Origin of the sequence: Mycolicibacterium vinylchloridicum, from assembly GCF_013404075.1 — a bacterium.
Taxonomy (GTDB): domain Bacteria; phylum Actinomycetota; class Actinomycetes; order Mycobacteriales; family Mycobacteriaceae; genus Mycobacterium; species Mycobacterium vinylchloridicum.
Map to the genome: position 1 here is coordinate 1 of NZ_JACBJQ010000080.1, position 20,270 is coordinate 20,270.

A 20,270-nucleotide genomic window follows, 5' to 3' on the forward strand; every position below is an offset into this window, starting at 1 on the left:
CGGCGCCGTCTTCCACAAAGGCAAGCTACTCGAACGCCCCGCCGACATCACACCGCCCGAGCCGGCCGAATCAACCGAAACGGAGGTCGCCTGAAACACCCCGATCCACAGGTATTGACAATTCCTCCGACTGCTGACCATCGAAGTCGAAGGTGCCGACTCAATCCATGAGCTAAGTGCTTTGGAAGAGGCGACCTAAGAAGGGCATTCGCCCGGAGTGTTCGCTATGACGGACCCGTCGCCGGAATCGCAACAGAGGTCTATTCCGGCGATCGATTGTTTATAGACCCAGCTGAGTTGCGGCGTTGTCATCCCACGCATGGTGGATGCGGACGTAGGTGCCGATGGTGGCCAGGGAGCGGTGCCGGGTTTGGTGGGCGATGGCGCGGTCGGAGGCTCCGCGTAGGTGGGCATGGGTGACGAATCCGGCACGCAGGCTGTGCGCGCTGTAGGGGCCGGGGTCGATGCCGGCTCGGGCAATGGCGTTCTGGACGAGGGTGTTGACGGATTCGGGGTGCAGCCGCCGGGACAGCACGCGGTTTCCTTTGGAAACCGGCCGGAACACGGGTCCGTCGGTGATGTCGGCGGCCGTGAGCCAGTTGCGCAGAGCGGTCACGGGGGAACGACCGGGGTGGGTGCCGTGGGGGACGACGACCAGTTCGGCGCGTTCTCCGGTCTGGTTGGTCTTGGAGCGGGGTAGCGCAAGTACGAGGCCGTTGGGGTGCTCGCTGACGTGAGCGAGGTCAAGCGCGGCTAGCTCGCTGCGGCGGAGAGCAGTGACGAACCCGACGAGTAGCAGGGCGCGGTCTCGCAAGCCGCCAAGATCGGGTCCGGAGGGTCGATTGGGAGCAGTCCAAGTGCGGGTGACGGGGCAGGCATCGAGGACGTCGAGCAGCAACGGTGGCATCAGCGGGGTGGCCTGCTCGGGCGGGGTGGTGTGGGTGCGGCGGATACCTTCCCAGACCGCGAGGACGCGGGCGTTGGCGGTGGGGTCGGGCAGGTCGTGCACGGTGTGGGCGAACTTGATGGCTGAGAGTCGCCGGCTCATGGTTCCCACCTTGGCGCCGCGCTCGGCCAGGGTGGTGAGGTAGCCGGTGATGGCAGCGGCCTCGGCGGGCAACGATGCGGTGTTGGCGGTGGTGCACCAGGTGGTGAACTCCGCCCAGTCGGAGCGGTAGCCACGCACGGTGTTGGCGGCACGGGCCGCGGTGACGTAGCGGGCTTCGGCGACGGTCAAGGAGTCGTCTGCGACGACGATGGACGGGTCGGTGAGCCCGTGCGGAAAGTCGACCGAGCCATCTATGTGCGTCACTGCAAAAGCCCACCGGGCCAATGGCTTTGATGAGTCTTGGCGATCTTGCGGAGGTTCTTGGCGGTCTGCTTGAGTTCAGTGGACGGGGGGACATCGTCATCGTGGCTGCCGGGGTTGAGCACCTTGGGGAACAGCTTCCAATGTCCTTGTTCGGTGTTGCCACCGACGACCAAGGGCAGTACCCGCGGAAGGAGGTCACCGAGGTTCTTGGACTTGACGTCGGCAACGGACATGACTGTTCCGGCGTGGGTTTGCCCGGTGGCGATGATCTGCTTGGCCAGGCGCTCGGCGGCTGACCGCAGCGTGTTGCAGGCCGAGCGGCGGCCTTTCGCGGTGGGGGAGTTGAGGCTTTCTTGGGCTTCGAGCATGAGCTGGCCGAAGGCGTCGGCGGTCTGGGTGGACTCCGGGCCGGCGATCATGTCAATCAGATCGAGTCGATAGGACAACCCGTTGCTGCTGCCGTGACTTGTGTACGCCCATTCGGCGAGTTTGCCGTCGAAGGTGGTGATGATGACCTGGATACCTGCATTGAGCAGTTCAGCCAAGGTGTCTTGAACGAAGGTGAGCCGGTGATCGGAGTCGCTGCCGGGGATGGGGTCATCCAGGACCACGACACGTGACCCCAGGAGTTCGGTGCGGGCCAGGAAGATTGACAGGCCCAGGGCGTTGAGTTGGGAGTCGCTGTAGACGCCGAGGGCTTCGCGGGTCACCGGCGTGCTGAGCATATCGATGCGCAGGTCGGCGACGAGGTTGACGAATAGGGTTCCGCCGGCTCGGCGTTTGATGCCACCGAATCCGACGAGTTCGTCGGGGCGGATGGTGGTCCACCATTTGGTGATGGTGTCGCTCATCTGGGTGAAGCGGGTGTCCAGGACGCCTCCGGCGGCGGTGCTCAGTGACTTTTCGGCAGTGTTGAGGCGCCGGATGGTCTGTTGTCGGGTGGCCTCGGTGATGATGTCGGCGACCACTTCGGCACGATGGTCCAGCAGGTCGGCGACCTCACGGAGACCGCTGAGGGCGGTGCGGTCGCGGGTGGCCGCGTCGACCGCCGCGCGCAGCGCCATGGCGGTCTCGGCGTAAGGGGTGCTGACCGTCGTGAGATGGGCCAGCGCGGCGGCGAGGCCCTCATATCCCGCCTTGAGGTCGTCGGCGACGGGGTGGCGTCCGGCGACGGCATCACCGGCATGTTCGACGGCGGCGCGTACCGCCGTGGCGGCGGTCGTGACGACGGTGACGGCCTCGCTGAGGTCGCCCGCTCCGGCGTGGGCGTCGGCGGCAAGGGTTGGGTCGAGACCGAGGTCGCGCAGACCGTCGGTGGCGCGGGTCAGTTGTTCCGCCGGCCAGCTGGCTGCGGCCGGTGCGGTTCGTGTCGCAGCCGCGACCAACTGGTCGAGATCTCGGCGGGCGTCGGCTAGGGCATCGGTGCTTGATCGTGCTGTGTCGGTGAGCGATTGGGTACGGCGTAGGTGCTCGCGCAACGCGGCTAGGCGATCGGGTGTCAAGGCGTCGTCGGTGCCGCAGACCGGGCAGTCGACGGGGTAGTTCAGGGTGGCGTACTCGTCTACGGCCAGAACGGCCTGGAACACCGGGGTGTGCTGGGCGATGTGCTGGTCGACGCCGGTCAGTGCGATGCGGTAGGGGTCGAGATCCGGTGGTGTGGGCGATCGATCCGGTGGCGGCTCGACAGTGAACGCCGAGAGCGGGAAGGCTTGTTCGCGTTGGTCTTCCAGTGCGGTGGAGAGGGTGGCGCGGAGTTCGTCGAGATCTACGATGCGAGCGGGCCCGTCGGGGTCGCTACAGCGGCCGAGGACCGCGTTGCCGGCGTCCAGAAGGGCACTGTCCACGGCGGTGGTGGCCGCTTCGGCAGTGATGGGCTTTTTGACCAGGGCGGTGAACGCGTCGCTCGTCGAGGCGGCTGGCGTTCCAGCGAGGGTTCCTACCTGGCGGAGTGCACTTCCTGGTTGCTCGGCCTCGACGCGACCGCGCGCGGCGCGCACGCGTTCGCGGAACCGGTCGAGGTCGGTAAGCGAGAGCAGGGCCTTGAAGTAGCCGACGCGTTGCTTGGGTTCGGTGGACAGGACGTGGCGCAAGGTGTGCTGCAGGAGCACCGGTGCGCGAACTGGCGGGTCGGCCAACGGGAAGCCTACCTGGTCGAGGTTGTCGGCCTCGACGCCGTCGATGAGCAAACGGCTGTCGCATTCGGTGCCTTGGCCGAAGTCGCAGAGCAGTTCGCGGCGGACCTCATGAGTGACGCCAGCGGCGTCTCGGATGACGGCCTGAACGTAGACGTCGGTGTCAGCAACCGGGAGATGGGCGTTTCGCAGGCTGTCGTGGTACTCGGCCTTGGACCCGCCGAGCATGTCGCGGCGGCTGCTGAGGCCGCTGATCAGGAACTCGATGGCCTCGGCGAGGCTGGTCTTGCCTTGACTGTTGCCGGCGTGGACGACCACCAGGGGTGCGTCGAGTTGCAGGGTGCGGGCCTCGGTGCCGAAGGCGCGGAAGCCACGGACCTCCAGCGATACCAGGCGCGGACCACTGGCGACGACGGGGGCGGGAGCGGGGACGGTCATGGCTGCCGCCAGGTCGCGATGACCGCATCGAGCGCCTCATCGAGGTCGGCGTCGGTGGTGGCCTCGGCGACCGACTCGGCCAGGGCGCGGGCGTCGCGGGGGCCAGCGGTGGTGCCGGTTAGCTGAGCCAGCAGGGCATCGAGGTTGGGCAGCAGGTCGCTCATCGGGATCGGAGCATACCTGCCATTACACGGGATTCCGTGCATTATCCCGGGTAATAGAGGCGGTCAAGCGGGGCCAGAGTCAGCGGTTCTTCCGCCGGCGGGCCGCGGCCAACGACGCGACCCCGTCATTGGCCTTGGCCTGGTCGATCCCGAGGATCTGATTGGCGATCTTGGCGATGACGTCATCGGTGACGTAGAACTTCGCGGCCTGACGGCCGATGCGCATCAGTCGTGCAGTGGTGTCGAGGTGATCGGAGATCAGCTCCCGCACGACGTCCTCGGGCAGGGTCATCTCGTACTCAGCCAGCCGTGCCAGGAGCAGCGCCGCGCGCTCATCCAGCCAGCTGGACCGCCGCACCTTGGTCATCTGACGACGGTAGCCCGTTCTGTTCTTACTGAGACGAGATATGAGACATCGCGACCTGCGACGTCGACCAGCCGAACCAGCGAGATTTCTTGCGTCTCGTTTCCCTACATCCGAGACAGCTTTCGGCGATAGCTAGGCTGGGCTCTGTGGCTCCCCTGCGTGCGTTCCCGGTCGTTTATGCGGCGACGGATGTCAGGCGTAGCGCTGATTTCTGGCAGCGACTGGGCTTCGAACGCTCCGTCGAGCTACCCTCCGACAGCGACCCCGGGTACATCGGCTTGCGCCGCGGTGCAAGTGAGATTGCCATCGTATCCTGGGACTGGTCGGCGCAACGCTACGGTTTAAAGCCGCCCGCGGGTCCGCGGTTCGAGATGTATGTCTATGTCGACGATCTGGACACATTGGTGACCGATCTGCGCAATGACGGAATCCCTGTCCTGGCCAACGTGGCCGACATGCCATGGGGTGAGCGTGTCGCGACCACCGTCGACCCGGATGGCAATCCGGTGACGCTGTGTCTAGCCCAGGACGGCTAACAATGCTCGATGTTGAGGACATGCGTCGGAGATGCGAAGCTCACGACCAGTGGATGCGGGAACACCCCGACTCCGTCGCCTTCAGCGAGGCGTGGGCCGACCGAAATCTTGACGAGTTGACAAAGCGTTGAGATCCTCACGCTGAGGCGAGATTTGGGTCACGGGTACCGGGAATCAACGTGCTTGTCATCTCCTCCAACTGTAGTCGTCGTCCGCGGTGGTGCCTTGTGATCAAAGCGCCGACAAGCTGCCGTACTTTTCTCCGGTCGACAGGTCAGTGATCAGGCTGCTCACACGGCTCCGTGATGCCGCCGAGGCCGGGTATTCCACCTTTACGGACCCATGTCGTCGATCGCAGCCTGATTCGCTTGGTAGATCCTCTGCGCGTAACCGTCAATGCCGAGAGTCGGGACCGTTTGCGCGGTGTAGTTCTGGAGGGCGATCCGAAGATGCGCGTGTCGCAGGGCCTGTTCTATCAATTCCGATCGGTTCAAGACCGTCCCTGCCACACCTCAATAATTCCACATCCAGAGCCAAAGTCGTCGAAATCGAACGGTGTGGCCTCGCCGCTGCGTTCACCGGCGATCAACGCCTGGCGCACCGCATCCAACCGGGCCTCACGAAGTCGACTGCGTAGCAACGTCTTCACCCCATCGTGCTCGCCGTAGACGTAGGCCCTCGCCAGTAGGTCGTTGAATGTCCTGGCCACACTGGGGTCGTCGTCATCGACGGGGATGGTGAGCAGAACACCGGCACCGGAACCGATGAGCAAGCCGTTGGCCACGAACACGGCGGTGCGCTTGTTGCCATCCTCGAAGGGCTGGGCCTCAGCCAGGTCCACGAAGAGGGCGAGCGCGTTCTCCTGGACCTCAGCGCTGCGCGTCGCACGGTCGAGCACCGCTTGCAGTCCGTCCTCGGACAGGGCGTCGGGGGTGTGACGACCGTAGGCCGTCGCCACCCCGATGGCCTGCTCCTGGGTCCGCAGCTGGCCTGGATGCAGGGCCCCGCTGCGGGTGATCGTGGCGTTGACGGCCCGCACGAAACCGGCGTCGAGCGGATCGCCGGCGGCGTGGTCGATGACGAACTGCGCCGAGTCCCGCAGATCCTCGAGAAGCGCAAGGTCGGCCCGCGACGCGGCTCGACCAAGCCTTCCAGAACGCAGAAATCTCTCGGTATCAAGCCGGCCGATGGACAGGCCGTCGAAAACCTTGCCCGCGGAATACACCACCTCCGCAAGATCTGAGAGGGTAAGCGCGTCCACGTCACCCTTCCCGGTCGCAGTCGGTGTGCTAATTCAAGCAAAAACCCAGGGGCGGGCGCTCTGGCGGACCTACACGCTGGCAGTCGCCGCACCCGGCGCGACGGCCACGATGCCTGCCGCATTCTCGGTGTCCTGGGCTTCCAGCTGCGCTGCGCTGGCCACGTCCCCGCTGGCAACGGCGCTGCCCGCTCGACTCAGGTCAGCCAGAAACGTGCCATCCTGGGCAGGCCACGTGCTGGTGACGGCGTTGATGGCCAGCGAAACCCCGTCAGGCTGTGCAGCCGCACCTGCCAAGCCGCCGACACCCTGGGCAGCCCCGGCCGCACCGCCTGCGGCGACCGCCGCAGCCTCGGCGCCGGTGGTCGCACCTGATGCGGGCAGGGCGATCGGATCGACCTTAATACGGTCCCCGGAGCCTCCCGAAGGTGGTACTGCGGCCATGATCATTGTCCTTTCTGGCCGTGGTTCATCCAGTAATCCGGTATGCGCTGCATCTCCGCACGGTATGCCGAGTCGTTGAGACGCGCGAGGTGCGCGGCTCGCTGCTGATGATCAGCATCAGCCCAGCGGCGTGTACGGGCGATCGCTTTCTCAACCCAGTCGGTCTGGCGTAGGTCTTCTCGGCCCGCGTAGCGCATCCACCTTTCGCCGAAAACATCGAGCAACTCTGGTGAACGAACGCTCAAAGCGGCAATAGCCGCCTCCACACTCTCGGTGAGCAGGTCCCGCCGAATCAGGGCACGTTCCCGAATCTTGGCCTCTGATTCGATGCCCAGCACGGTGCAAGCAAGATGTCGTTGGCCCATCCCTCTACGCTGTTGTTCTTCGTGCAGCTTCGAGGATTCCTCGAAATCGATGATTTCGGAACAGGATATCCACCAGGCGCGTAGTGCTTGATCCGGACCTCCGGATGCGCCTGGCTCCCAATCCCACGGCCCGCCCTCCACTACCTCGCGTAGCGCAAGAATTTCTGTCTCCGCCTGGCATGTAAACGGATAAGCCCACGGACTCATCGGAGTTCCGCCACCAGCGCCGCTGCCCTCGCGGGCACGTGCGTGGTGCAACCGACCGCTGGCGGCACCGGCACGGATTTCCCGCCAATCCGGCTCCAGCTCTCCAGAGCGCGCATCGGCCACAATCCGGGCGAATGCAGCCGTCGTTGTTTCACTCCAGCTCGGAGTACGACCCATACCAGGAATCAAAGACATTCCGGTGTCCTGGGCCTCCAGCCAGCTGCGCGCGCCGAACTTGCCGACCTTGCCCACTGAGGTGGACTTTGCAGAAGGCACCGTGCCGCCAAGGGCCCTTAAGCTGTCCGCGTCGAACGCGTCGTCAGACGGAATCATCGACATTGGCGCTCCAGAGTCGATAGGGTCGACGCCACCACCTGGCCGAACCCGGCCACTTTCGCGCAGTACACGATGTCGGCCAAGGACGGTGACGCCGGCTGCTGCCAATACCGAATCAGCTCAGCAATGAGCGCGGTCCGGTAGAACGCTATGTACAGCATGCGCGCAGTCAACGACTGTTTCGGATCGTCCTCCAGATCCAGCGGCCCACTCAGGTGCGGACTCGTCGCGTTTCCGTCGTGCCGTTGGGCCACCTCGTTGTTGTAAGCCGCCCAGTCGACGGGTGTGCCCTGGCCGAGCTTGTTGAGCAATGCCAGGTCGGCCGCCTCGGCAACCTGATAAGGCCCGTCTGCACCGCATACCGGACTACGGTCGCTCTTGGTGGCCGCTGGCTCTTGTATCGCCGCCTCCACCACCGCGCGGGTGATGACCGCAGCCACGGGAACCTCAGACGCTCCACCGATCACCGTTGAAATCTGTTGCGCCAGAACCGGATCAATAGTTGCTAAGCGGTGTTGATGCTCACCGTCGAGCACCGGCGCCGAACCAGGCGTATGCAGGATCGACCGCAACGTCACCGTCTCAAACTCCTGCCACCCCGACGGACGTGGACCCTCCGCAGTAGTCACCAACGCACTGCGGACCACTCCAGAAGCCCTGTCGGCCAACGCATCCGCATGCCCGGACAGCACATCAGCCGGCCGCCGCCACCCCATGTACTTATCCGCCCACCGCATCGGCAACGCCGGATCGCGGGGCGCGATCCGCGCTGTCGTCGGAATGTACACCGACGCAGGCACATACACCCCACCACCCGTGCTAGAAGCAATAACAAGCTGCGGCCCAAACTGTGTACGCACAACTGCCACAGCCCAATTCACAAACCCTGAGTCGATGGTGTTCCAGCTCGCATCCGTGCCACGAACCAACCCGTCAAGCACCTGCCGCGCCAGCATCAGATCCGCGCTCACATCCGGCTCAGGCAAGCTCGCCGCCGTCGCAGCACCAGAGCTACCCGCCATCACCGGAGCAGCACCGCCCTGCTGGCCCGACGGACCAGCCGCGGCCGGCGCGGACGCCGCCGACGCAGGAGCCGTTGGCCCCACACCCGTCGGACTCGCCGCCGCCCCGCCACCCGGCGGCACAAACGGAGCCAACGGACCGCCACCCGCACCACCAGCCGCAGGAGGATGCGCCATCATCGGCATACCGCCGCCACCACCAACCATCGGCGCAGCCCCTGCGCTGGCAGGCCCACCACCGGAAGCCACCACCGGAGGCTGCACCGGGCCCGCAGGCTGAGCAACCCCAGGCGCCGTCCCCGGATGCTGGGCCACAAACTTCTCCAACGGCGGCGACACCGCGCCCGAGGAACCGATACCCGACGCCAACCCAGAATTGAAACTCGATGCCGCACTGGTCAACGAACCACCACTCCCCAGCGAGTCTGCTGCCGCCGCTGGCGAAGTGAACGCATCCGACAATGACTTCCCGCCACTACCCAACGGATTGCTGAGCCCCCCGGCAGGCATCTGCGGAGGCCGCAATCCACCCATCGCTGAACCCGCCGAAGGCAACCCACCACCCGCAGAACCGCCGCTCGTACCACCCATCGGCAACCCCGTCCCGTTACCTACCGACGAAACGGGTAATGCGACCTGCTTCTGGTCCTGTGTCGATTGCCCGTTGGTAGCTGCTGCGTCGTCGTTCGTCAGTTCTTCCGCGAGGGGTTTTTCATCCGCATTGTCACCAGCGGCGAGGCCATCTGGTTCCTCTGTCGTGCCTTCCGCAAGTTGTTTTTCATCGTTGTTGGCCGACTCGTGGCTGGCCGGCTCAGCGGTGCTTGGGCTTTCGCCGACGGGTGCTTCCGGGATAGGGAGCACCGCGGGTGTGGCGGCAATATCCCCGAGGGCCGTGCTGTAGAGGGTGGCGGCTTCGGCGTTGAACGGGGCCATGGCCGACACCGCCGCAGACGTGCCGCCGCTGGATTGCGCGGTGTCCCACGCTTCTGCAGCGGCATCAGCGACGCGACTGAGGTCGGTCTTCAACCCGGACACGACCGCCCTGAATGAATCGGCCGCCGTCGCAGTAGATTTGAAGTAATCCGCACCGCCGTCGGCATGGTCGACCATCTTTCGCATCAACGCGATGCGGGCTTCGCCTCCCTGGCCTTCCAGCAGGCTTGCGCCGTTGGTCATCTCTTTATGGACCGTCCCGGCGTACCCCGACACCGACTCGGCCATAGCCCGCCTGTCGTCGGCAAGGGCCTGCAAGTCAGTCTCACTGATCGACGGCCAGTAGGGCAGCACCGTCAGTGACGACGCGCGTCCTGATGGCCGAGGCACGTCCCCTGGATTGTTAATGACCGCCGCCATCGAACCCCCTCGGAACTATTCTTCGTCCAGGCCGCAAACAGTCCAGACCTGGTCATAGGCCGCCTGCTCTTTAGCAAGGTCGTGTGTGGGCGGCTCAGCGAGACCACGGGTCCGAACCTCGCCGTAAGTGGCGATCCGCGCGTAGTAAACCGATACAACATCCGTAATAGCGACACGAACCGGGGTGCTGGCATTGGGATTGTCCGCCAGCGCATTCTCCAGAGCGGTCGCGGCTGGGAGGATATCCAAGGCCCGGCGATCAGTCCGTGGTTGCGTTGTGTTCACCACCGCATACCGGGTGCACAGGGCGACATCTTGAGCATGCACTTCTGCTGCTGACGGTGGTGCGCTGACGGTGTCAGCGGTCGATTTGCTCGTCACTGCTGCACCGGTCGTGTCGGCAACAGTGCTACTTCCTCCATCGCTGAAGACAACGCCGAGCGCCACACCGATACCCAGCGCGACCGCAGCGGTACCGGCCATGATGGCAGGGGTCAGCCACCGGCGTCGTGGCGGTGGGGGTTGCCACGCGGCACTTGGGTATTCAGGCTCTTGTGTTCCCATGTGGGCAGCGTAGGACGGACCACCGACAAAATCACGGCTGAATTGCGCTGGTGCACAGCATGATTACAACGTGAGTCGCATTGATTGATCTGCTCACTGATGAGTCATTCCGGTGTTGGCGATGCTGCGAGAGCGCCGCACCGCGTTTACTGGCTGATTCGTACTGCCTCATCTGATTACTGATGACGCATTTCTGCAGGTAGTCGGCAAAAACTGAGCGGCTACGGCGTGTCTTACCGGCGTTTATCAGATACGTACGGAACGGTAGTGGCATGGCTCAACCGCATAAGGGGGACCGGGCGCAGATCATGTGCCGGCCGGTCTTGCCCGTCTATGAGGAGATTCGCGCCCGCGCGGCTGCGCGGGGCATGTCGATGTCGCAGTACGCGGCCGATGTCCTAGCTCAGCATGTGGGCCGGGCGGACCTCGTGCGCGAGCTAGACGACCGCGAGGGGTTGCCGTTGGCGATGTGAACACCACGGCCCGGTGTACGCGGCCCGGGCAGATGGACAAATCCATAGCGGTGCGGATCACCCCTTGACATGACGAAGGCCCCCGGAGGGGCCTTGTCTTGCCGGGATTCGATCTGAGTTGGCGCTCAGGTCTGGGTCCGTACCCGTTTACCCCGAAGGGGCGATGTCTTGACCGACTCGTCTCACGGTAGCGCACTGCCTCTAACAGGTACAGGTGGCGCGCGAAACCGTGACCGAAATCGTGATCTTTTACCCGCCGTTGTGCCGCGGGCGAATGCCGGGCAGCCGTGGTGTGGCTGGATCGAGCGTGTTGGGTGCATGCCGAAGCGAACCCCCCGCCCGGGCTGGTTGGCCGTGTCGCTGTGCTGGGCCCACTTGTCGGCGCCGCACAGTCGGCATAGGTCGTCGTTGGCGGCGGGATGCCGGTGACCGTTCACAACGTGTCCCCGGCCGCGCCTGCGGTGGTGTGGAGGTCTCTGGCGCGGCCGCTGTCGCAGCCGGGCCGCGATCGGGTCAAGGTGTTCGATCCGGAGACCAAGGAGTACTGCAAGACCCGGCGCCTCTCTGACAAGCTGCCCACGCTGATGGCCGCGGTGTACCTGTACACCCACCGCCGGACCACGCTGCTGGCCCTGGACTTCGACAGCAAGCCCCACGGACAGGCTCAGGTCGACGCCGATTTCGCGCGCGCACTGGGCTGGCTGACCTCCTGCGGGGCCCGTGTCGTCACGGACCGGTCCACCAATGGCGGTCGCCACATCTTGGTGCCGCTGGCCATCGGCACCACCGCCAGCTTCGACGAGATTCAGTCGCTGATGCGCCAGCTCAAGGCGCGGCTGCCCAGCTTCGACCCCAAACCCATGCAGAACGCCAACGAGGGTTGCATCAGTGTGCCGGGCACCCCGTGCGCAGGCGGTGGCCACCGGATCCTCGACGGTGCACTCACCGACTCGGTGAACGCGCTCACCGAGCGCAGCGCCCCCACTCTGCTGCCCGAGCTCTACGCACTGCTGGGCACCCTGCCCGCCCCACCACAACAGGCCGCCCCTTTGCCCTCGGCCGCCACGAGAACGCATGCCGACCCGGATGAACGCTTGGCCGAGCACGCCTGTTGGAGCAAGCCTCTCCCCGCGGATGTCGCCGCGTTCGCCGCAGCCGGTGATACGACCCTGGCCCGCGCCCACAGCAGATGGCCTAGCCCGTCCGAGGCCCGCATGTCCGTCGTTCTCAACGCGGTACTGCGCGGCCACAGCCTCGCCGACATCCGCGCCCAGGCCGAACCTGGCCGGCCGTGGAGCGGCCTGGGCAACTCGTACCGCACGAAGCACGGCATCCGCGCTGACGCCCAACTTGCCCGCGATGTCCGCCGCGCCCTGGACTACACCGCGACACTCGCCGTAAAAGCGAATCCACCTGCACACAGGTACAAGAACTCACGGGGGGGGCAGGGGCTTAAGGGGCCGCACGCGCGCTGGCTAGCTCACGCCCTGGCCTGGGCCGACCGCGAGTTCTCCGGAAGCCCTTTTCGATGGACGGTGCGTGACGTGCTCCAGGCACTGGCGCTCAAAGCAGCAGTCGCTGGGGAGATTCGATCAGGCATCGCCATCGTCGGGGTAGGAGGCCGTGGGTTATCGCTGTCAGCTGGTTTGATGCCAGCCACCACGACCTTCGAGGTGTTGCGACGGATACGGGACATGGTGGGCGCTCCGATCTTGCTGGTACGCCCCCGCGTTGGACGCGACGCCGACTTCTACGCCTTGACCATGGAGACTCCGGACTCGATCACACCGATCCCGCTGGAACGGGTGAGCGTGTCGGATGTGCACCCAGCGTGGAGCATCCTCGGCCGCCACCATCGTGCGGTGTACGAACTCATAACCCAGACGGGGATGACTCGGCCGGCCGACGTGTACGCCGCCGCGCGTATCAGCGCACGCACCGGGCAGCTGTCGATCGCAGCGCTCGCGGCCGCCGGATTGATCACCCGAGAAGGCCGCACCGTGATGCCGGGACCGACGACGCTGGATGACATTGCGGCCGCGCATCGTCTCGATGAGGTCCAGGCCGACCGGATCGAACGTTACCGTCACGAACGCGCCGCCTGGCACGCATGGCTAGCCCACCAAGATGCTCTGAAGGCAATCACCTCAGCGGCCGCCGACCGTGTCTACGCGAGCCCGCACGGCCGCCTGGTGCTCGCCTACGAGGACGACTATCTGGCGCACGTGATGGCCCACGGCCCACCGCCGGCCGATGACGAGTACATCGCGATCACACTCGTGGCCGAACTGATGGGCGCACGGATAGTGACCGAGACCGCGCCCGCCGTGGTGTAGCGATAGCGAGCAGCACCAGCGTTCGTCGGTGGTCACGGTGGTTGTGGCGCGTGGCGCAACCACCGTCGAATCAGCCGCGGCCGCGTAATAGGTCGGGGTTGTCCAGGGCACGGGTGAAGATCTGGGCGACATCCTCGCCGTCGAGTTCGCGCATGAGTTCGGGGTGGCCGACGATGGCGGACAGAAGGTCGGCGACCCATTGGGACATCGGTATGCCGTCGCCGTACTGGCCGCTGTGGGCGGCCACGGCGTCGTAGACAACCCGATCGACGCGGGGTCCGAGTTGCGCCCTATCCCCTTTGTGGGTGCTGCGAATCGCCATAGCGTGAAGGCCCTTTCAGACGGGAAGGACGACCCGTCCACCACGTGATGGCCCGAGTCGGGTGTGTTGCTGATCGGCGGTCATCGTGCCGCACGGTCATGAACCGAACTGGCGTTGGTGCGCGTTATCCCGGCGGCTGAGTGAAGCGGGCTCGTACCTCAGCGGCGGCAGCGTCCTCGGTCAGTTCCCCGCGGTCCATCCGCGCCATCAACTCCCGAAGTGAATCGGACACCGCGAACCCGGCCAGCCCGGTCGCCGCCAACGCCAACGCGCTGGCCTGTTCCGGTGTGTAACTCACGGCCGTTTCACTGTTAGTCACGCCGCCCCACCTTCATGCCTACTGCGCCCCTGTTTTTGATTCGCTCGCTGTTCCAGCACTTCTGCTGTCAGCGTCAATCCCCGTTCACCCTACCGTCTCACCTACTTTGACCTGCATCGTTGCTTTCCAGCCTGGTTTGGTCCCACACACCTCTTGCACTTAGGTCACGGTTGGGTAACGGTCCGTTCGGGGGCTGGCGGAAAGCGGCCTTGGTTTCGTCGTGAGAAATCGGTGCGCTGGGCAGGTGAACGCGGGCATCCACAAGCTCACGGCTGGCTCCGGGTACTTGTACCTGGTGCGGCAGGTGGCTGCCCATGACCGCACTCATGGCCCGGAATCGTTGGGCGACTACTACTCCTCGAAGGGTGAGACCCCGGGCCGCTGGGGTGGGCGCGGGCTGGCCGGATTGTCGGCGGGTTCGGAGAACTGGACGCGCACCGACGCCGGGGACCGGCTGTGGTCGGTGGCCGAGGGCTCGGAGGTCACCGAGGATCAGATGAAGGCGCTGTTCGGGCTGGGCGTGCACCCGAACGCCTCAGCGTTGACCAAGCAGCTCATTGCTCAAGGGGCGCGCAAGAACTCGGCGCTGACCGCGACTTCGCTGGGGCGGCCGTTTCGGGTCAATGCCGGGGAAACCGAGTTGCAGCAGCGCCTGGCGCTGGCCTACCGGGACCATAACTTGTCCATCGGTGCGCACTGGAACGCCGCGATTGATGAGTCGGTGCGAGCGCAGATGCGCACCGACATCGCCACCGAGATGTTCGAAGAACAGCACCGCCGCGCCCCCTTGGATGAGCGGGAACTGACCGGGTTCATCGCCCGCGGCACCCGCGACCAAACCACCTCGGTCGCCGGCTACGACATGACCTTCACTCCGGTCAAAAGCGTGTCCGCGCTCTATGCGCTGTGCCCGGAGCCGATCGCCAAACAGATCGAGGAATGCCACAGCAAGGCCGTCCAGGACGCGTTGGATTTCCTGCAAGACCAGGCCGCCTACACCCGCATCGGCGCCCAAGGCATCGCCCAGGTCGACACCGAAGGGTTCATCACCGCGGAGTTTTTGCACCGCGACACCCGCGCCTCGGACCCCGGCCTGCACACCCACGTCGCGATCTCCAACAAGGTTCGAGCCCGCGGCACCGACGGCATCGCCCGCTGGTATGCCCTCGATGGCCGGCCGTTGTACGCCTCCACCGTGGCCGCCTCGGAGTTGTACAACTCGCGACTGGAGGCCTACCTGGGTCAGGTGTTGGGGATGCGGTTCGCCGCTCGCGGTGATGCCCGCGAAGGCAAACGCGAGGTCCGCGAAGTGGTCGGGGTGAGCCGCGAACTCAACGAACTGTGGTCCTCGCGCCGGGCGGCGATCGACGCCGAGTATGCGGTGTTGGCCAAGAAGTTTCAGGCCGCTCACGGCCGCGAGCCGACCACCCCGGAGTCGATCGCGATGTTCCAGCAGGCCACCTTGGCCACCCGCGACGCCAAGCACGAACCACGCTCACTGGCCGAACAACGCCAAGAATGGCGTACCCAAGCGGTCGGTCTGTTGGGCAGCGACGAGGCGGTCAACGCGATGATCGCCCGGTCCTTGGCCGGGCGCACCACGACACCGGCCGAGGTCACCGACAGTTGGATCAAAGCGCGCGCAGCCCAGGTGATCGCCACCGTCTCCGCGGCGCGGGCCACCTGGAACCGCACCCATGTGTTGGCCGAAGCGTTGCGCGTCGTGCGCGTCACCGGGCACGCCGGAATCGACGGCATCGCCGAACTCATCACCGACGCCGCCTTGGCCGAACCGTTGAGCATCCGCCACGCGTGCAGCCCCGATACCGACCTCGGTGAGCCCGCCCGGCTGCGCCGCCGCGACGGCTCCAGCGTGTACCGCCAAGTCGGATCGCAGACCTACACCAGCCACGAGATCCTGGCCGCCGAACGCTCCATCCTGGCCGCCGCCGAGCTGCGCGATGGGCGCACCGTGCCCGCCGCCGACGTCGAGATTGAACTACTGGCCCAGGCCGCGCATCGGCGTGAACTCAACGCCGGCCAAGCCCAACTGGTCCGCGAGATGGCCTGTCGCGGGCAGCGGGTCATGCTCGCGCTCGCCCCGGCCGGGTCGGGAAAAACCACCGCCATGGCCGCGCTCGCGCGGTCCTGGGAAGGTGCCGGGGGCACCGTCATCGGGTTGTCCCCGAGTGCGAGTGCGGCGCAGCTGCTGCGCGAGGAAATCGAAGTCGAAGTCGGTGACACTCTCGATAAGTTCAACTGGCTCACCGACAATCCCGACATTGCCCCCGGTGATCCGGCGCGGCAGTGGTACGACGCGATCGATGAAAACACGTTGATCATCGTGGACGAGGCCGGTAAGGCCGGCACGTTGGCGTTGGCCTCGATGATCGCGGTCGCGTTGGCCCGCGGCGCCAGCGTGCGCCTCGTCGGTGACGACAAGCAGCTGTCCTCGATCAGCGCCGGCGGTGTGCTGCGCGACCTGGCCCACCGCCACGGTGCGATCACGTTGTCCCAAGTGATGCGGTTCGCCTCAGCCGCCGAAGCCCAAGCCGGTCTGGCGTTGCGCGACGGTGACCCGTCGGGGATCGCGTTCTATCTCGATGAGCAGCGCGTGCACGTCGGCACTCAAGCCGCCGCATCCGATATGGCGTTCCAGGCATGGCAATCCGATATCGCCGCCGGCGAGCACTCGCTGCTGTTGGCGCCCACCCACGATCTGGTGTCCGAACTCAACGACCGCGCGCGACTGCACCGGCTCACCGAACTCGGAGCCCGCGCCCCCGGCATCGAAGCGGTGTTGATGGCCGGTGCGCGCGCCAGCGTCGGAGACCTCGTGTTCACCAAGGAGAATGACCGCACCTTGGCTCTCGGCGCGACTGATTTCGTGCGCAACGGCTACCGGTGGGAAGTCACCGAGGTCGACCCGGAAGGCTCGATCACCGTCAAGCATCTGGAGTCTGGGGCGCACCTGCGCCTGCCGGCCGAGTACGTCCGTGCCCACGTCACCCTGGGCTACGCCCGCACCATTGACGCCACCCAGGGAGCCACCGCCCGGTACCGGTGTCACACCGTGGGCTCTGACCAGTTGACCCGCCAGCAGGTGTACACCGCACTCACCCGAGGGGTGTACGGCAACCACATCTACTTCTCCACCGCCGAACACGACCCACACCGCGTGCTGTCCCCGAAGGCGACCCACCCCGACACCGCCGTGGACGTCTTGACCCGCGCGCTGGGCCGCGACGCCGCGCAAGTGTCGGCCACCAGCGCAGCCCGCGCCGCCACCGATCCAGCCGCCCGCCTGGCCGCTGCGACAGCCATGTACGCCCATGCGGTCGGTGCCGCGGCCGAGTCACGCCTGAGCCCAGCCCAGCACGCCGAGTTGGATTCCCACGCCGAAAAGCTGGTGCCCGGACTCACCTCGGCCACGGCCTGGCCGGTGCTGCGCCAGCACCTCGCGCTGATCGCCGCCGCCGGAATCCACCCGCTCAAACGGCTCGACAAAGTGGTCGCTGCCGGCGGATTCGACAACGCCGCCGACCCGGCCGCGGTCATCGATTGGCGCCTGGACCCCACCGGAGCGCACTCCGGTGGTGCCGGTCCGCTGTCCTGGCTGCCCGCCATCCCCGAACGCCTCGCCGCCGACCCGCACTGGAGTACCTACCTGGCGGCCCGCGCGCAACGGGTGGACGCCCTGGCCGAAGAGGTCCGCGCCACCAGCGCCCAATGGACCGCAGCGACCGCACCCCGGTGGGCCCGGCCCCTGGTCGACACCGATGCCGAGCTGGCCGCCGAGCTCGCGGTGTATCGCGCCGCGACCGCCGTCGATGACAACGACACCCGCATCGCCGGCCCCGAGCAATACCCCGCCCGCACCCGCGCCGCCCAACGCGGACTCGAACAACGCGCAGCCGAACTCATCGGCACCGACGCCACCACCAACCGCTACGACGACCTCATCGACTCCATCAACCCGCACATCCGCCGCGACCCCTACTGGCCACAGCTGGCCTCCCAACTGGCCTCGGCTTCGCGCACCGGAGTCAACATCACCCAGCTCGTACGCAAGTCCGCGGCCGACCGACCGCTGCCCGACGAACTACCCGCCGCCGCCCTGTGGTGGCGGCTATGCGGCACCATGTCCCCGGCCGCCCTGGAAACCGCCAACGGGGGTTTGCGCCCGGACTGGCTACCCGATCTGCACACCGTGTTCGGCACCGAACTGGCCGAAACGATCGCCGCCGACCCCGCACTCCCCGCGTTGGTCTCCGCGATCAGCAACGCCGATCCCGACCAGTGGACACCGTTGGATCTGCTGCACGTGGCCGCCGAACACCTCTATGACGCCGACGCCCACCTGACCCATCACCTACGCGCCGACGAGTACGCCCGCCTGCTCACCTACTCGATCGAGGTGTTCACCACCGACGACCCCTACGACCACGACATCCCCCTTCCCGAGCACGCACCGCTGACCCCGGAAGAACACGAAGAACTCGCCCACCTGCACCCCGACATCGAGAACACACCAGCCTGGCGCCAGCACTCTCACGAGGATGTGTTGGCTGACCCCAACAACCTCGCCGCCGCGCTCGGACTAGATGAATACGACCTCACCGAGCCCACCGAACCCGACGAACAACTGCCCCCACCCGAGTACGCCCACGACGTCCTTGACGCCGAATCGCACCTCGATTTCGACAGCCTGAGCACCCGCCGGCCCACCCCGGCCGCCGCGCTGGCCGCCCACCGCGCCGACGTCCACGCCCTGCGCGCCCGCTACGCCGCCGCCGAGCTACGTGAACTCGCTGCACAAGTGTCCGCCGGCAATGGCCCGCACGTGCGCGCCGCCACCGATGAACTGCGGCGCATGCGCGACGCCGCCGACGCCGATCGACCCTTCCTGGCCCGCGTCGAAACCGTGCTCGACCAGTGGCACGAGGCCGAGACCACCTACACCGAAGCCCTCGAACTCATCAACCACACCCGCACCGAACTCGATACATTGCGCGCCGACCCAGACGCCGACCCGCTCGATATCGCCTCGGCCACCCAGAACCGGAACTTCCTCACCAGCTACCAGCTACCCACCCGCAGCCCCGCCGAGCAGTTCCACCCGGCATTCCAAGAAGCCACCGCTGCCCGCGCCGCCGCAGCCGGCGGCAGCGAACACATCGTCACCCACGCCGACGCCGACGCCCTGCTGCGCCGGTGCCGCGCCGACGACGACACACTGCTCGCCCGCCACCGCGCCGACCGCGCGGCGCTACGCGAACAGTTGCACCGCACCGAACTCGCCGCCGCGCAGGCATTCGCCCACGCTCAGCGCAGCACCGCCGAACACATCACCGACCTACTGCCTCGCATCGACGCCGAACTGCGGGTGCTCGACGCCGCCGGCCAACACGCCTTCCAAGACCGGCTGCCCATCCCCGAGCACCCCGACATCGACACCCACCGCCTACACCGACTCACCGACATTCCGTTCGTGCTCACCGCCGCCCACGCCAGCGACCGCGCCGCACTGCTACCGATGATGAACCATCTCGCCCGCGCCGCCCACGCCGCGCAGCGCCCGCTGATCTGGGCCGCACCCGCCACCATCTGTGACAACCCCGACCTGTCCCCGATCAACCCCACCGTCATCGACGCCGCCACCATCGACCTCACCGACAGCGCGCCCGGCACCATCGTCATCATCGACCGCGCCGAACACCTCACCCCCGAGACCATCGCGGATCTCACCGAAAACGCCGCTACCGCCCACGCCCGGATCATCCTGCTCGACACCAACACCGCCACCTGGCCACCACCGGCAGCGCCACTGCTCAAACTGCTGCACACCGAACTCCGTTGGTCGCCAGTGCTCACCGCGTCCACCGGCCGCATCAACCACTACCAGGCCAGCCCAGACACCGACGCCGCCCTCACCCAAGCCGCCGGCCTACACCCCGACCAACACACCCCCGCCATCACCAACGCCCTGCAACGCCACCGAAAAGCCCAGCAGCGCAACACCACCGCCCACGAACTACACACCCGCATGTGGAACGCCGCTCATCGTGGCGACGGACTCAACCGAGACGTAGACCACAGCCGCGACCGCTAAACTAAACAGTTTCGCCAAGACGCCAGCCATAGCAACCAGCCCACCAGCCGCCCCACCGAACGTAACGAGCCCGAGATGTGTACTGAACCGTCCTGGTCTGGATGGAGACCTCGGTTATGCCACCTCTGTTGTTGAGGCGACGGTGTGACGGTACCGGTCCTCGTACTCCGAGGGCGAGAGATAGCCCAGGGCCGAGTGCAGGCGGGTGGT

The 20,270-nt window shown here is 66.3% G+C and carries 15 protein-coding genes and 1 pseudogene; 4 read left to right on the forward strand and 12 right to left on the reverse strand.

Annotated features, from left to right (window positions below; translation table 11 throughout):
• Positions 1-280: 280 nt before the first annotated feature.
• The 4 genes from HPC46_RS35875 to HPC46_RS31480 form a co-directional block, all read right to left on the reverse strand.
• Positions 281-1,312: a site-specific integrase gene (locus HPC46_RS35875; RefSeq protein WP_179475988.1), complete on the reverse strand. Its 1,032-nt coding sequence runs from the start codon at positions 1,310-1,312 to the stop codon at positions 281-283.
• Positions 1,309-3,882 carry an AAA family ATPase gene (locus tag HPC46_RS31470; RefSeq protein ID WP_179475989.1) on the reverse strand — a complete coding sequence of 858 codons (2,574 nt, stop codon included), beginning with the start codon at positions 3,880-3,882 and terminating at the stop codon, positions 1,309-1,311. Before HPC46_RS31470 ends, HPC46_RS35875 begins: the two co-directional genes overlap by 4 nt.
• Entirely contained in the window at positions 3,879-4,046 is a 168-nt protein-coding gene (locus tag HPC46_RS31475; RefSeq protein ID WP_179475990.1) for a hypothetical protein, read from the reverse strand. The genes HPC46_RS31470 and HPC46_RS31475 overlap by 4 nt, the downstream gene beginning before the upstream one ends.
• A 79-nt stretch (positions 4,047-4,125) precedes the next feature.
• Positions 4,126-4,413, reverse strand: a complete 288-nt coding sequence (locus HPC46_RS31480; protein ID WP_179475991.1) for a hypothetical protein — start codon at positions 4,411-4,413, stop codon at positions 4,126-4,128.
• 146 nt (positions 4,414-4,559) lie between these two features.
• Between HPC46_RS31480 and HPC46_RS31485 the strand changes: the two genes are divergently transcribed.
• Complete coding sequence (locus HPC46_RS31485; protein ID WP_179475992.1) at positions 4,560-4,949, forward strand: VOC family protein; 390 nt, start codon at positions 4,560-4,562, stop codon at positions 4,947-4,949.
• A gap of 332 nt (positions 4,950-5,281) precedes the next feature.
• Here the strand turns inward: HPC46_RS31485 and HPC46_RS35315 are convergent.
• The 6 genes and pseudogenes from HPC46_RS35315 to HPC46_RS31510 all read right to left on the reverse strand — a co-directional run.
• A pseudogene (locus tag HPC46_RS35315) lies at positions 5,282-5,443 on the reverse strand (hypothetical protein); the annotation flags it as partial.
• Positions 5,440-6,210 (reverse strand): Fic family protein, encoded by a 771-nt coding sequence (locus tag HPC46_RS36020; RefSeq protein WP_407665585.1) that lies wholly within the window; start codon positions 6,208-6,210, stop codon positions 5,440-5,442. The pseudogene HPC46_RS35315 and the gene HPC46_RS36020, both read right to left, overlap by 4 nt.
• A 69-nt stretch (positions 6,211-6,279) precedes the next feature.
• Positions 6,280-6,651 carry a hypothetical protein gene (locus HPC46_RS31495; protein ID WP_178359598.1) on the reverse strand — a complete coding sequence of 124 codons (372 nt, stop codon included), beginning with the start codon at positions 6,649-6,651 and terminating at the stop codon, positions 6,280-6,282.
• A 2-nt stretch (positions 6,652-6,653) separates the two neighbouring features.
• Positions 6,654-7,562: a hypothetical protein gene (locus HPC46_RS31500; protein WP_179475993.1), complete on the reverse strand. Its 909-nt coding sequence runs from the start codon at positions 7,560-7,562 to the stop codon at positions 6,654-6,656.
• Positions 7,553-9,934, reverse strand: coding sequence for a hypothetical protein (locus HPC46_RS31505; RefSeq protein ID WP_179475994.1), 2,382 nt, complete (start codon positions 9,932-9,934; stop codon positions 7,553-7,555). The genes HPC46_RS31500 and HPC46_RS31505 overlap by 10 nt, the downstream gene beginning before the upstream one ends.
• Before the next feature lie 15 nt (positions 9,935-9,949).
• Positions 9,950-10,417 carry a hypothetical protein gene (locus HPC46_RS31510; RefSeq protein ID WP_179475995.1) on the reverse strand — a complete coding sequence of 156 codons (468 nt, stop codon included), beginning with the start codon at positions 10,415-10,417 and terminating at the stop codon, positions 9,950-9,952.
• 353 nt (positions 10,418-10,770) lie between these two features.
• Here HPC46_RS31510 and HPC46_RS31515 point away from each other — a divergent pair, with 353 nt between their 5' ends.
• Positions 10,771-10,971, forward strand: a complete 201-nt coding sequence (locus HPC46_RS31515) for a toxin-antitoxin system (RefSeq protein ID WP_178359594.1) — start codon at positions 10,771-10,773, stop codon at positions 10,969-10,971.
• Positions 10,972-11,396: 425 nt separating this feature from the next.
• Entirely contained in the window at positions 11,397-13,307 is a 1,911-nt protein-coding gene (locus tag HPC46_RS31520) for a hypothetical protein (protein WP_179475996.1), read from the forward strand.
• Between the two features lie 70 nt (positions 13,308-13,377).
• Here the strand turns inward: HPC46_RS31520 and HPC46_RS31525 are convergent, their stop codons facing one another.
• Together HPC46_RS31525 and HPC46_RS31530 are read right to left on the reverse strand one after the other, a co-directional pair.
• Entirely contained in the window at positions 13,378-13,629 is a 252-nt protein-coding gene (locus tag HPC46_RS31525) for a toxin-antitoxin system (protein WP_179475997.1), read from the reverse strand.
• 124 nt (positions 13,630-13,753) lie between these two features.
• The gene (locus HPC46_RS31530; protein WP_179475998.1) at positions 13,754-13,948 is read right to left on the reverse strand and encodes a hypothetical protein; all 195 of its coding nucleotides are present in this window, start codon (positions 13,946-13,948) and stop codon (positions 13,754-13,756) included.
• 244 nt (positions 13,949-14,192) lie between these two features.
• Here HPC46_RS31530 and mobF point away from each other — a divergent pair, with 244 nt between their 5' ends.
• Positions 14,193-20,060, forward strand: coding sequence for a MobF family relaxase (gene mobF, locus HPC46_RS31535; RefSeq protein WP_179475999.1), 5,868 nt, complete (start codon positions 14,193-14,195; stop codon positions 20,058-20,060).
• Positions 20,061-20,270 lie beyond the last annotated feature (210 nt).